The organism is Waterburya agarophytonicola KI4 (genome assembly GCF_020640915.1).
GTDB lineage: Bacteria > Cyanobacteriota > Cyanobacteriia > Cyanobacteriales > Xenococcaceae > Waterburya > Waterburya agarophytonicola.
This window is the reverse complement of sequence record NZ_JADWDC010000012.1, coordinates 1-14,098: the sequence shown is the minus strand read 5'-3', so window position 1 is coordinate 14,098 and position 14,098 is coordinate 1. Positions and strand designations below refer to the sequence as shown.

Annotated in this window: 12 protein-coding genes, 2 pseudogenes and 1 riboswitch; of the genes and pseudogenes, 3 read left to right on the top strand and 11 right to left on the bottom strand. The window is 39.4% G+C overall.

Annotated features, from left to right (window positions below; genetic code table 11):
• Nucleotides 1-9: 9 nt before the first annotated feature.
• The 5 genes from I4641_RS06990 to I4641_RS06970 are packed head-to-tail and all read right to left on the bottom strand — an operon-like array spanning nt 10 to nt 4,461.
• Nucleotides 10-597, bottom strand: a complete 588-nt coding sequence (locus I4641_RS06990) for a pseudouridine synthase (RefSeq protein ID WP_229639760.1) — start codon at nt 595-597, stop codon at nt 10-12.
• A 13-nt stretch (nt 598-610) separates the two neighbouring features.
• On the bottom strand, nt 611-1,378 hold the full coding sequence (locus I4641_RS06985; protein WP_229639759.1) for a proteasome-type protease: 768 nt from the start codon (nt 1,376-1,378) through the stop codon (nt 611-613).
• A 45-nt stretch (nt 1,379-1,423) separates the two neighbouring features.
• Nucleotides 1,424-1,969 (bottom strand): zinc ribbon domain-containing protein, encoded by a 546-nt coding sequence (locus I4641_RS06980; protein WP_229639758.1) that lies wholly within the window; start codon nt 1,967-1,969, stop codon nt 1,424-1,426.
• Nucleotides 1,970-2,010: 41 nt separating this feature from the next.
• Entirely contained in the window at nt 2,011-3,063 is a 1,053-nt protein-coding gene (locus I4641_RS06975) for a M42 family metallopeptidase (RefSeq protein ID WP_229639757.1), read from the bottom strand.
• A gap of 57 nt (nt 3,064-3,120) precedes the next feature.
• Nucleotides 3,121-4,461 carry an RNA-guided endonuclease InsQ/TnpB family protein gene (locus tag I4641_RS06970; protein WP_229639756.1) on the bottom strand — a complete coding sequence of 447 codons (1,341 nt, stop codon included), beginning with the start codon at nt 4,459-4,461 and terminating at the stop codon, nt 3,121-3,123.
• Between the two features lie 759 nt (nt 4,462-5,220).
• Here I4641_RS06970 and I4641_RS06965 point away from each other — a divergent pair.
• Nucleotides 5,221-6,261: a group II intron reverse transcriptase gene (locus tag I4641_RS06965; protein ID WP_369426737.1), complete on the top strand. Its 1,041-nt coding sequence runs from the start codon at nt 5,221-5,223 to the stop codon at nt 6,259-6,261.
• Nucleotides 6,262-6,428: 167 nt separating this feature from the next.
• Here I4641_RS06965 and I4641_RS06960 read toward each other — a convergent pair whose 3' ends face one another.
• Nucleotides 6,429-6,773, bottom strand: a complete 345-nt coding sequence (locus tag I4641_RS06960) for a sll0565 family protein (protein WP_229639755.1) — start codon at nt 6,771-6,773, stop codon at nt 6,429-6,431.
• Nucleotides 6,774-6,822: 49 nt separating this feature from the next.
• Here I4641_RS06960 and I4641_RS06955 point away from each other — a divergent pair, with 49 nt between their 5' ends.
• Nucleotides 6,823-7,128 (top strand): DUF6439 family protein, encoded by a 306-nt coding sequence (locus tag I4641_RS06955; protein ID WP_229639754.1) that lies wholly within the window; start codon nt 6,823-6,825, stop codon nt 7,126-7,128.
• Nucleotides 7,109-7,304 (top strand): annotated as a pseudogene (locus tag I4641_RS24135) (DnaB-like helicase C-terminal domain-containing protein); the annotation flags it as partial. The gene I4641_RS06955 and the pseudogene I4641_RS24135, both read left to right, overlap by 20 nt.
• Before the next feature lie 40 nt (nt 7,305-7,344).
• On the opposite strand, the gene I4641_RS06950 reads toward I4641_RS24135, so the two are convergent.
• From I4641_RS06950 to thiC, 5 genes and pseudogenes are all read right to left on the bottom strand, one after another.
• Nucleotides 7,345-7,947, bottom strand: a complete 603-nt coding sequence (locus I4641_RS06950; protein ID WP_229639753.1) for a chorismate lyase — start codon at nt 7,945-7,947, stop codon at nt 7,345-7,347.
• Nucleotides 7,948-8,142: 195 nt separating this feature from the next.
• Nucleotides 8,143-8,697: pseudogene (locus I4641_RS24130) on the bottom strand (alcohol dehydrogenase catalytic domain-containing protein); the annotation flags it as partial.
• A 59-nt stretch (nt 8,698-8,756) separates the two neighbouring features.
• The gene (gene aroC / locus I4641_RS06940) at nt 8,757-9,857 is read right to left on the bottom strand and encodes a chorismate synthase (RefSeq protein ID WP_229639752.1); all 1,101 of its coding nucleotides are present in this window, start codon (nt 9,855-9,857) and stop codon (nt 8,757-8,759) included.
• Nucleotides 9,858-10,069: 212 nt separating this feature from the next.
• Nucleotides 10,070-11,983, bottom strand: a complete 1,914-nt coding sequence (locus I4641_RS06935; protein ID WP_229639751.1) for a hypothetical protein — start codon at nt 11,981-11,983, stop codon at nt 10,070-10,072.
• Between the two features lie 96 nt (nt 11,984-12,079).
• A complete protein-coding gene (gene thiC, locus I4641_RS06930; protein ID WP_229639750.1) occupies nt 12,080-13,462 on the bottom strand; it encodes a phosphomethylpyrimidine synthase in 1,383 nt (460 codons plus the stop codon).
• Nucleotides 13,463-13,469: 7 nt separating this feature from the next.
• Nucleotides 13,470-13,567: riboswitch (TPP riboswitch) on the bottom strand.
• Nucleotides 13,568-14,098 lie beyond the last annotated feature (531 nt).

Genomic DNA, 14,098 nt, shown 5'->3' with positions numbered 1-14,098 from the left:
AATTAATATTTATTTTAAGCTATTCAAGATTTGTACTTCTTTCCCAGTTAATTCTCGCCATTGACCAGGTTCTAAGCCTGTCAAATCGATTTGATGAGTATTTTTTCCTATAGCTATTCTAACTAATCGAAGAGTAGGAAAACCGATCGCAGCAGTCATTCTTCTAACTTGTCTATTTTTTCCTTCAGTTAGAGTTATTTCTAACCAACAGGTAGGGACATTTTTGCGATCGCGTATGGGCGGAATACGAGATGGTAATTTTGGCTCCCTAGATAATTTACTTACCTTTGCTTTTCGGGTGCGATAGTTTTTGATGGTGACACCATGACGGAGTTTATCTAAAGCTATTTCGTCGGGTATGCGTTCTACCTGAACATAATAAGTACGGGGATGGGCAAATTTAGGATCGGATAAGCGATGTTGTAACTGTCCGTTGTCTGTTAGTAACAACAATCCTTCACTATCTAAATCTAATCTCCCGACGGGATAAACTCCTGGTATCGATATATAATCTTTCAGAACTGGGCGTCGATCGCTACTATTATCTGTAAACTGACATAACACTCCATAGGGTTTATAAAATAGTAGATATTTCATTGTTTAGATTAAATCAATCGATAAAAATATCTTCTTCTGAATCATTTGTTTCCTGTTCCCATTCGATTTCAGGCATCGATTCAAAAGCGTGACGTACCGATTCTTCCCATAGTTTACGGATCTTAGCAATATAGGGCGCACCTATACGTAATTCCAGCTTGCGATTAATCTCAAAACTATCGGCTTGGTACATTACTAAATTGATTGGCGGGCCAACTGAAATATTAGATTTCATTGTAGAATCCAAAGATAATAGGGCGCATTTTGCCACATCTTCTAGGGGAGTATTATAAGTTATGGTACGGTCTAAGATGGGTTTGCCATACTTGGTTTCGCCAATTTGGAGAAAGGGCGTTTCTGGAGTTGCTTGAATAAAATTTCCTTGAGGATAAATTAAATACAGTTGGGGCACTTCTCCTTTTATTTGACCGCCTAATAAGAAATTGCAGCTATAGTCAATGCCGTCTTTTTCTAACCAAGGACGATCTCTGTCTTGAATCTCTCGGCTCTTGTTGCCAATATAACGAGCCATATCGTACATATTTTCTAATGTATGTAGATTTTGTTCTTCTTTATTTTGAATGTCCCGATTTAAAAGTGTTAGAACTCCTTGAGAAACCGACAGGCTACCTGAATTACAAATAATAATCGATCTTTCTCCTGGTAAAGATAAATCGAACATTTTTCTATAAGAAGAGATGTAGTCAACCCCCGCATTAGTACGAGAATCAGAAGCCATCACGATGCCGAGTTGATTGATAATACCGAGACAATAAGTCATTGAAAAAAATAAGAATTGAGAGATTTTGAAAAATTGAGGAGTTGGTTATCGATCTAATTGATAACCGCAACTGCTACAAAAGCGATCGCTTATTTTGGCTTTTTGTCCGCATTGGGAACAAAAATGTTTGGTGGATGTGGATGTTTGGGAATCATTCATATTCAACGACATATTACCCATTTTCATTGACATGGAATTAAGATCCATCGACATATTACCCATCTTCATCGGCTGCATGGGTGGCATGGGTGCCATGGGTTCAAATTCAATCTTGTGAGGTATTGTTGTAGAATCTTCACTCTTTTGTAAATCTACTTCAACTGCATTGTTTAAATCTGGTGCAGGGATTGTACTAATACCATGTGCTTGTATTAATAAGTAGTAGGAATTGCGATCGCTATTTATTTTCAGAACAAAATTTGTTCCCAATTGATATAGCTGAGGTAGGGATTGCCAGCTTCCCGTGGTAAAACCAGTAGTTTGACTCTGCTGCTGTCCTACATTGCTCGACGTCAAACTAATCGTAGTTTGATTTCCTCTATTGGCGATCGCGATACGCCGATTTTCCGTTAAATTCGCTGTATATGACATAAAGTCAATTACTCTCTTGTGATCTTGCTCTACTTATTATCTTAATTAGTTTTGCACTCTCTCAGACAGTAAGTAGTTAAAATTTCAATACAATTGGCGATCGCGCCCAAATGAGCAATTTCATAACCGTGAGTATTTTGAGTCGGGAAACTCAAACAAGCAGCCCGAGAAACATGACCAAATTTCATAGCAATAGAGGCATCGCTACCAAAGCCATCTAATACAGCAAGCTGTAGGGGAATGTCTGCTTTAACTGCTGCTTGGCGGATTTCGGCGTTGAGAAATTCATCGTATACACCGTAGTTATCTTGGGATAATAATACGGGGGCTACTCCCGACTCGATGGGATATTCATCGGCGAGGGGACAAATTTCTAAAGCAATTAGGGCATCTAGAGTTTGATTTTGTGTAAAATACAACGCCCCTATTGCACCGACTTCTTCTTTTGCCGATGCGACGAGATAAATATCTACGGGAGGATCGATTATTGTCTCGGCTAAAGCCAATAAGATGGCAACTGAAGCTTTATTGTCTAAGGTATAGCTGGCTATATAATCTTTGAGTCGAAAAGGTTGTTTGCGATGTTTGCCGATAACTACTCTTGTACCAGGGCGCACGCCAAAAGCATCTAATTCTGCCAAACTACATTTAGTTTCTACCCAAGCATCTTCCCAACCCAGGGGAGTGTCTAGCTGTTGAGCTTTTTGAGGAGATTCGTGGGACACATGGCGGGATCCAAAAGACAGGATACCGTTAATAACTTGGTTGTCACCAATAATATCAACTACCCCTTCTCCATATACCCAAGGAAATGAACCGCCAAGACGACGCACCTGCAAGCAGCCATTGCTATCGATAGATTTGACAATCATACCAATTTCGTCTTTGTGAGCCGTAATTGCGATCGCCCTAGAAGAATTTCGACCAGGAATTTTAGCAATGACATTTCCCGCCCGATCCTGCCAATTTTCTACCTTTAGGGCAGTTAACTCTTTTAATAAAGCTCGATCTATTTCCGTTTCTAATCCGCTAGGAGAATGATATAAAACCAACTCCTGAATTTTATCAAATAGGCGATCGTAATTTGTATTCACTCAGATACCATTGCTTTCCATAATCTCTGTAGGTGACATCCTCCCAACACTGAATACTCACTTCGCTATCGCTCCGTTCGGATTACAGTGTGGGCTTCCATCGTCGCCAATGGATCTTGCTCTCCTACTGGATAAATCCAGGTTGCGCCACTTATCTACAACTAGGTTGCCCGACAGTACGACGACGGGGCGTTTAAAGGGGCGAATGCATTCGCCCCTCAGCCCCTCTTGAGAGCCAATTTCTTGCTTTTCGCGAGTCCCGCGATACGTTTCCTCGCCTCGATTACAAATTTCTTGCCCAGAGGCGATGTCTCTATCTACAACATAACCACATTCATTACAGTCGCTTATTCTGACACTGAGATCTTTTCTAACGACCGAGCGACAATTAGGGCAAGTTTGAGATGTACCTCTGTGATCAACACGACCGACAAAAACATTTCGCTTCTTAGCTACATACTCTAATATGTCCCTTTGCTTACCAAAGGCTGCATCAATTGTATGTTTGCCCAGAAAGCCTTTTGCCATGATACGAAAATCACAGTCTTCTATATAGATAGTGTCTGCCATATCACAAAGCTTATGGGCTAATTTGAATTGGTAATCAGTGCGTTTGAACGCTATATGGTTATGTTGTTTGGCTACTTTGATTCTTGCTTTCTTGTAGTTCTTACCCCGTTTCATTTTTCTCGACAGACGCTTTTGTAGCACTTTCAGCCGACGATAGGCTGTCTTGAAGAACTTAGGTCTAGCTTCTGTATATCCATCACTCGTTGCCACGTATGACAACAAGCCGACATCGATACCGATAGCATGACCGTGAGGTACAGGACTAGGAATAACAAGATCCGATTCTATCGCTACCACCGCAAACCAACCCATTGCTTTTTTGACTACCCTGACTTGTTTGATTACATATCCTTCAGGTATTGGTCGGTGAAGATTGATTCTAACTTTTCCCAATTTTGGTAATTGTATTTGCCAGTCACTCAAAGGATTAGATTTGAACTGAGGGAATAATATCGACTTCATTTGCCCGTACTTTTTGAAGCGCGGAAAACCGTAGCCTCTTGCTCTGAAACAATCCCAACTATCATGCAGTCGTCTGATATTAGTTTGCAATACCTGAGACGATACTGTTTTGAGTCGTGGGAATTTCTTCTTTGCTTTGGGTAAATTGTTTTGTTGTTGGTGGTAACTAGGAAACGGATAATCCGCAGCCATGATATATTCTGATTCCAAACTACACCTGTCGATTGGACATTTGCGAGAAGCAATCCAATCTTTCAGTTCTCGCAGCGCATAGTTATAACTAACATGACAAGTTTCGAGCCACTCATTGAGTAGTTCGATTTGTTGTAAGTCTGGATATATGCGGTAGCGGTAATTTAGAATCATTAAATTATTTAAATTATTCTACCACAAATAAAAACAAATGGTAGAATACTCTTTTTCAAGGCATTGAGCCTTTCAACTCCTAGGCTTTTCATGAGGGCGTGTCCCCTGGGGAAACCCCAGGCGTTTATACCGCCCGTCCGTCGCCCTCGCTTTGTAGCGCGGGACTTCCCAGTCTAAAAAGTTAGTGCGATTCGTTATTCTGAAACCCATACATATGGAGGGATAGAATACATTTCTAAAGTAAGTCACCCTGACTTGAGTTCGCACTTTAATCCTTTAGAAATGATAACTTACAGTTCATCAAAGTGAGGTGAGTAACCTAGAAAACCAAGTCTTTGCGCCCTTGTGCGGGGTAGAAAAGCATACAGCGTCCTCCTCGGTGACGAGGAAGAGAAGTTTCCCTTATATCTGGACTGATAACCTAGATATAATCTGCGGGAGTAAAAGCGGACAGAGCGATAATTGCTGAAAACGCCTAACCGCAAGCAAGAGTTCTATATCCGACCCTGGACTGAGATAATATCAAGGAAAAGGACATCGTGGGGTAGGAAACAAATTACCGTCCGAACCATCTCTAAGGCTGAGTAGGGGGAATAAGCTAGTGGTGTAAAAGACCACACCCTACGTCTGGAACATCAGACAGAACTTAGAAGCACCAGTCTTAACTTTATTGGTGTCGCACATTCAGTTCACATAGGTGGATAGGTAAGCCCTAAAGAACTCAAACAAATGACTGTAGGAACGAAGTAACCCAACTACATCCCCAGACAAAAACTGGTAGGGATCGACATCAGATATGCTGATGATTTTGTAGTAACACATCAAGATCTTCATGTAATCATAAGATGCCGAGATTTAATTTCGGAATGGTTAAAAGACATTGGCTTGGAATTAAAACCATCCAAAACAAGAATCGCTCATACTCTATATTCAGAGTTAAGCGAGGATAAAAAAGCAGGATTCAACTTTCTCGGATACAACATTCGACAATACCCTGCGGGAAAATATGTTTCGGCACATAAAACAAACGGTGACATATTAGGTTTTAAAACCATCATTAACCCTTCCCAAGAATCCTGTAAAAAACATCAGGAAAGCATTAGGAAAGTAGTCAAGAAACACAAACATTCACCACAAGCCCTTTTAATAGGAGAATTAAATCCCATTATCAGAGGATGGTGCAACTACTACAATTTTTCTGATGCCTCTACAACTAACAAGTTCGTACTTCAAGACTATCTAGTCTTTAAGAAATTAAGAGCTTGGGGAAGATACCGATGTAAAAGTCTCAAAACTGCTTATGAGAAATATTTTACAAAAATCGGTAATAAAAACTGGATATTCGCAACCAAAGAAGGGGACGCGAACCCCCTTCGGTTACTTCTGCATAGAGACTTTGGTAGCAGTTCAACTGATTATGTAAAAGTTAAAGGCGATAAAAGCCCATATGACGGCAATCTAGTTTACTGGAGTACCAGAATGGGAAGACATACCGAAATGCCTCCCTCAAAAGCCTATAAGCTCAAAAAGCAAAAAGGCAAATGTAACTGGTGTGGATTACACTTTCGTGAAGGAGATATCCTAGAAGAAGACCATATCATTGCTACCGCCCTTGGTGGTAAAAATTGTTACGAAAATCTTCAACTCCTTCATGGACATTGTCACGACGCTAAAACAGCCCTAGATATGACTGAAATTAGGAAGAAACAATCATCTATTTTCCACAAGAAATTAGCAAAGGAATGGTCTAAAGTTGACTACCTTTGGATTGACGACATTCCCGTTGTATTTAGTAGTTGAGAAGTCAGTTAATGACAATAGTGGATACGTTTGAGCAGCCGTGTGTCGTGAAAGTGACAAGCACGGTTCGGATAGGAGGGGTAAGCTGGAAACAGCTACCTCGACCTAATCAATTACCAAATAAATCAATACTTATTGACTTAACTTATTACTTTCGCGCAGCAATACTAACTCGCCCACATATGCAAAAACCAGCCGATCGCAATTCCCAAAAAAACAAACCGCACTACTTGCCAAAAGATATCGGGTAACAAAACGCTTTCGAGACTTAATTCCAGACTATCCAACTCTTCCTGTAAGCTTTTTAATTCTGTTTTAAGTGGTTTGACAGCAGACGTTGCTTTTTGTTGCTCTTTTAACTCTTGCTGACGTTCTTGGATCTGCGATCGCTTTTCTAGATCTTGCTTGACCTGAGTATGTCGCTCTTGTAGTTGTTCGAGGGATTTTTCTACCTCCATCAATATTTGTTCTAGGTCATTTTCTTTTATATCGCTAGATTTAGGAGAAGACATCGTTAAAATTAGAGATGACGCATTATTTAGATCGACACGATATTAACCTATGTTTGAAGTAACGCCCTTATCTAGCAATCAAAACAAAGTACCTGCCGATCTAAGCGATTTGGAACTCGCTCAAGCACTAGTAGAAAGAAATCTCATTGCTCATCAAGATTGGCATCGTTTGAAAGGAAACCGCAAAGCACAAGCAAAACAGCAGTTGACCTCGGCATTAGTATTTTTATTAAAGGATCGACCCCAAGAAGCTTTAGAACACATCAATCAAGCTGCGGGATGGCTCGATGGCTCTTTGTCTTCTCCTCCTTGTCCTGATGCTCAACGTCGCAAGGCTAAGAAAAATTCAGTCTAAGAGAGGTGAACTAGGATTAGTTGTGCTTGAATTATATTCAGAAGCTTGGAGATAGAGCAGCAGGGAACAGAGCGCAAGCTATTGGCAAATATTCTGGTGCTTGTAAGGACATTGCCAAACAGTTTGATGTTCCGTTTGTAGTTTTGGCTCAAATCAATCGTGGTGTTCAATCCCAAATAATAGACCCAAATTCTCTGGTAAAAAAGACTTCTGATTCTAACTCATTTGTCCAAGATATTTCTGTAAATAAGGAGAAAATACTTCATAAATCAAAGTTAACGGCTGGCGATCGTGCCAAAATAGATAATGACGACCCCAAAATGGTGCTTTTTCGCCAAATTCTGCTTCTAGAGTAGGACAAGAGCCACAATAGACTCCTCGCACATCTCGATAAAGCTCAGTATGTAATGTTGAAAGACTACGCCAAATAGGTTCAGAGCGATTTTGCAGATAATCATCAACCACCCTCGCATTCCACCATGAAGCAGCGTAGGCTAATCTTTGACCAGATGCTGTACGCAGCCATACCTGTCTTCTCAATCTAGAACCCGAAATTGCTTCAATCTCCTCGGGCGCGCCATCATCTTTTTGACCAATGAGAGACATATCGATTACGTCTACTTCAGTTTGCTCCCCAGTAAGTAACTGTAAAAGATGGGTTGGCGAACCATCACCCAATAAAAGCATCTGCCAAGTAGGTGCAAGCTGATGGTGGGGTAAACCTTGCTGCACTATATCTTTTCCCCCCTGCCAAATGGGTTGGAGAGAGTGCCAGCTACTAGGAGTAGTTTGAATATCGAATGATCGGGTTGCAGTCACTTTTAGTTACAAAACTTTATTCTTGTTAATAAAGATGGTAACGCTATTTGCTCAAAATTTCTCGTTGGCGAGGAAAAACCCTTTGTCTGAAAAGAATTACCCTCAATCAGTCTGCTAAAGTATTCATGTCGATCGCAAAACGATACTTCACATCTGATTTTTGCATTCGTTTGTAGGCATCATTAACTTTATCTATCCACCCAGTCCAATAATACCGACTGTTTGACCTGCTTTAACGCCCCAATGCTTTAGAGGTGAATAAGTTGTAATGCCAGCGCACAATAATGGTGCAGCACCAGCTAAGTCTAAATTTTCTGGTACGCGCAAAACAAAATTGCGATCGCAAACAATCATTTTGGAATAACCGCCATAAGTATAACCCCCTGGATCTGGAGTTTTGCTACCGTAGGTCAAAGTAAATCCATTCAGGCAATATTGTTCGAGATCGACTTAGCAAGCTTCGCAGGTGCGACAGGAATCTACCAAAAAACCGACACGAACGCGATCGCCTATTTTAAACTCTTTTACCTTGTCTCCCACCTCCGTAACGCGACCAATAATTTCGTGTCCTGGTACGAGGGGATAGGAAGACGAACCCCAGTCATTGTTAACCATGTGCAGATCGCTGTGGCAGACTCCACAATAATCGATCGCAATTTGTACGTCATCCGAACCTAAGTTGCGACGTTCAATTTCAAATTCTTTGAGGGCAGCTTTTGTTTGTGCTGCATAAGCTTTTATCGATGTCATGGTTGTCTTTTTTTCAGCTTTTCAGTGTTTTCTTACTTTTAGGATAGCTATTTGTTAGCCTAGTTTGAATCGTTCAATGTTTTACACTGGGCATTATTATATAAAAGGCGATCGCACAATACTAAAGCTACCATTGCTTCTACCATTGGAACTGCTCTGGGTAATACGCAAGGATCGTGTCTGCCTTTGGCTGCGAGAGAAGTTTCTTCTCCATCTTTGGTCACGGTTTTCTGTTCCTTCCCGATAGTTGCAGTGGGTTTAAACGCCACCCGAATGACGATATTTTCGCCATTAGAAATACCCCCCTGGACTCCTCCAGAGCGATTGGAAACCGTCCTCGTATCTCCATTGTCGTCAATATAGAATTCGTCGTTGTGTTCGCTACCCGTCATTGTTGTCCCAGCAAAACCCGAACCAATTTCAAAACCTTTAGTTGCAGGAAGAGACATCACACCTTTAGCCAAATCTGCTTCTAATTTATCAAATACAGGGTCGCCCAAACCTCTGGGAACATGACGTGCCACGCATTCTACCACCCCTCCTAAAGAATCTTTATCTTTTCTGGCTTGTTCGATGCGATCGATCATTACTTCGGCACATTCACTATTAGGACAACGAACTATGTTACTTTCTACTTGTTCCAGGGTAACGGTGTTGCTATCTACTTCTGCTTCGATGTCTTTGATGCGCTTGACATAAGCAATAATTTGCACCCCTGCAACTTGGTGTAAAATCTTTTTGGCGATCGCACCACCAGCGACTCGACCAATGGTTTCTCTAGCTGAAGATCTACCACCTCCTTTGTAGTTACGAATGCCATACTTGGCATCATAGGTAGCATCGGCGTGAGAAGGACGATATTTAACCGCCATCTCATTATAGTCTTGCGATCGCGCATCTTTGTTTCTGACTAGAATTGAAATTGGCGTACCTAAAGTTTTCCCCTCGAAAACCCCCGACATTATTTCGCAAGTATCGCTTTCTTTTCTAGGAGTGGTAATCTTACTTTGTCCTGGTCTTCTGCGGTCTAGATCTACCTGTATTTCTGCTTCACTAATCTCTAGCTGGGGGGGGCAACCATCAATAACTACCCCGACACCACCTCCATGAGACTCTCCATAAGTAGTAATGCGAAATATCTTGCCAAATGTGTTCCCCATGATGCTTGTTATATCTTAGATAAGCGACTCTGTATTTTATCGTACCTGGCGTACTTTTCCTATTAGTTATTAGTCAATAGTCATTAGTTATTAGACGATACAGATATTAGTAATGGAGCATTGCGAGTAATCCAGCGATCGCATAATTGGGGAGTATTACCAATAATTAATAACCAATAACTATTAATACTTAAAATTATTTTACAAGAGATTTAAATATCTATCTCAAATGCGCAGACAATATTATCATCATTATCATCATCTTCGATTTCTATGTCTCTTCCTCGCAAAATTAAATCTGTTGCTGGGTAATTAGCGATCGCGCTATCTTCCGTTAAAATATTAATTTTTAGATCGGGATATTGTTTAGCTAAATCTAAACCAACTATTTTTTGATATTTTTGACTCGGATCGCTTTTCTGGCATTTAATAATTGTTAGGCTATCAATCTTGTTAACGTTTTTAGTAGAGATTAATTGATATTTCCCCATTGGTTTGACGCTTAATGACATTTGGCTTAAATGTAGAACGAGATGTAAAGTAATTAATCCAGAACCAATTAATTTAAAGGTGCGAGATTTAGCATGATAATAACTATCTCTATACCAAAGAATGGTTGGTAACAAGCCTAATATTGCTAGAGGGTAAATAAGCGATACGACAAATTTACCTAAGCGATAAGTAAAATCTAAAGGAATATAAGCAAATAAATAAATTACATAGGCTACTATTACAAGTGCAGCAGCAATTAAGTCCTTATAGTAAAAAGTTTTACTTTGATTTTTGTTGTTTAGAATCGATAATTGAGTGTAAATTATTTTAAGAATAAAACCAGAGACTATAGTACCCACGACAATATTAAACCAAACCCCAAAATCTCTTCTAACGGGCATGGGATTTAGTCTTTCTTGTAATAAACTCCAAGGGTTGAGGGGGACAAAATTTTTCCCGTGTCCTTCCATAATATTTAAATTACCTGCTACTTCTTTTAGGGCTATTTGATGATTAAAAAATATAACGCAGAATAGAATAGCTATTCCAGCAGTCAACATCAGTTTGGCAAAGGTTTTAATGCCATAAATAGGAGTTAAATATTGTTCGTATTGATAAACAATTAAAGTTATTAGATAGAAAAATAAAGCAACAGGTAATAAAACAATATAAAAAGAAAATACACAGATAACAAAACTAAATAACATTATTGCCTCGGTAAAGTCAGGATATCGATCGCGATTGAGACAAATATTTCTAGCAGCAGTGATTCCTAAGACAAAAATAGCGATAAACAAAATATTAGAAGCATAAGAAGTTATCAGCAACCAGTAAATTAAGGGAGAGGTAACTCCCCATAAAATAGCCAGAATAGCAGCCTTGAAAGATAAACTTTTTCCGTTATAAATAAAATTGTGCCAGTGACCAAACAAACTCAAAAACAAACTACAACTAAGCAATCCTTGAAACAAAGTAATAGCAAACACTGTTGTGGGAGAGAAATAGACAAGAATCGAACCAATAAAAGAACTAAATTTCTTAGGACTTATTTGTAGATAAGCGCAAGCAGGACTATTATCAAAACTAACATTATCTAAATTGTAACCAGCAAATCTTCTGGTATAAAACCACATATCTGCATTACCGTTGATAATTAATCGATCTGCACCAGCATTAAAAGCAGGATTGAAAGAGAAAAAACACCAAATACTAAATACCAAACACCATAAAGTAGCTAGTAAAAAAACTACTAAATTTCTACTTAAAAAATTCCTGCCGAATAAATTATTGTTCCAGTTTGCTTGTTTGAAATTGAGACAAAATAAACTAAAAACAACTGCTTCTGTAATCAAAAAACTTGGAATACTATGATAACAATTCCCCTCAGAAGTACTAATTAAAGATGCGATCGCCAGAGGGACTAGTCCTAGAATAATCACTTCTCTTTCAGTAGCAATAGGCAACCATTTTTTGACAGTATAATTATTTTTTTTGTTAACCCTATTAAATAAAGATGAAACTAAATCTATAGTACTAATAACAGTTTTGCCGTTAAAGTGGACGATCAAGCAAGCAACTAAAGTCGCAGTCAAACAGCCAATAAAAACACTAAAAATAGTACCCAAACTTTCCATAAAATATTAATAATAAATCGCTTTTAAATAAAAAAGGAGCAAGCTATAAATAACTTACTCCATAATTAAACTAATCAACTATTTAATAGTTGTCAATTAACTCTTAACAGTCTTTTTCTCTTCTTCTAGTGCCAAGAATTTCTCCAATTCTGTAATTGCATCCGCATCAACTTTGGTTTGCATGGGACAGAATTTGGGGCCACACATAGAACAAAATTCCGCTGTTTTATAAATATCTGCGGGTAGAGTTTCATCGTGATATTCTTTGGCTCTTTCGGGATCGAGAGATAACTCAAATTGCTTTTCCCAATCAAAGTTATAACGAGCATTAGAAAGCTCGTCATCTCTATCTCTAGCACCAGGACGGTGACGAGCAATATCGGCTGCGTGAGCTGCTATTTTATAGGCAATTAGACCGTTACGGACATCTTCTGCATTAGGTAAGCCTAAGTGTTCCTTGGGAGTAACATAACAAAGCATAGCAGTACCATACCAGCCAGCCATTGCTGCACCGATCGCACTAGTGATATGGTCGTAACCAGGAGCAATATCAGTTACTAATGGGCCTAAAACATAGAAAGGTGCTTCGCTACACTCTTCCATTTGTTTTTTGACGTTAAACTCAATTTGATCCATCGGTACGTGACCAGGACCTTCTACCATTACCTGCACGTCATGTTCCCAAGCACAACGAGTAAGTTGTCCCAGGGTTTTTAATTCCGCTAACTGAGCTTCATCGCTCGCATCGTGAGTACAACCAGGACGGAGAGAATCGCCCAAACTAAAGGAAACATCATATCTTTTGAAGATTTCGATGATGTCATCAAAATGAGTATAAAGAGGATTTTGCTTGTGATGGTGCAACATCCAACGAGCAATGATACCGCCTCCGCGAGATACAATACCCGTCAAGCGACTTTTGACTAGAGGCAGATGTTCGATTAAGATACCTGCGTGAATAGTCATGTAGTCTACACCCTGTTGGGCGTGTTTTTCGATGATGTGAAGAAAGTCATCAGCACAAAGCTTCTCCATATCGCCGTGTACGCTTTCTAATGCTTGATAAATTGGCACTGTTCCGATGGGAATAGGCGAAGCATTAATAATTGCCGTACGAATTTCATCTAGATTACCGCCTCCAGTAGATAAATCCATTAGAGTATCTGCACCATATTTCACCGCTAAGTCTAGCTTGGCTACTTCTTCATTAATGTCAGAAGAATTAGGCGAAGCACCAATATTAGCATTAACTTTACAGCTCGATGCAATACCAATACACATTGGTTCGAGATTAGTGTGGTTGATGTTTGCAGGGATAATCATTCTACCCCTGGCAACTTCATCGCGAATTAAATCTACAGGCAAACGTTCTCTAGTAGCAACATAGTGCATCTCTTCAGTGATAATTCCCTGACGTGCATAGTGCATCTGAGATACATTGCCCTGTCCTCTACGCTTGGCAACCCATTCGGTTCTCATCTTCTTTTTCCTCAATAAACAGCTTCCCTCCGCTGGTGCTAACCAGTCTCAGGTTCTTAGGGTATATCTCAGCCTTGACTTGCCAAAGCACCCCTAGCTACAAAGGAATCCTAGCACTATTTGACCTATATAGATCTCGGTCAGTAATTATTTCTTCATTCAAAGCATTATTTCTTAAATTTATTCGTTGAAACCATTACAATTGATCGTTGAAACTTTTTGTATATATTTTTCACAATAAATTAATGTTAAGTAATGTCGCACTGAGTAAAACTCTTGTATTATCATATATAATATTTAATATAAGTAAGGCTTTAAAAAAGGCGGTTAAGCGAAAAGAAAATACTCAACAAAGTGCTAGGGTTCATCCCTGTATACATTGTACATATGTACGTAGTTGACTTGTCGAACGAGAGTATATTCTTGAACAGAAATCACCTAAGTATGATGGAGTGCAGTGTCACACAATCATGCAGAAGTTTTTAATTGGCTCAGATAATTTACGCTGCGTACAAATTAACTGAAGAAGGCAGATTGTCTTGTCTTTTTCTTGCCCTTTTATTAAGAGCTAACAACGTTGACTTGAATCCCCAATAATTCTTATCCCACATCAGACAGCAAAACTTCACCGACGAT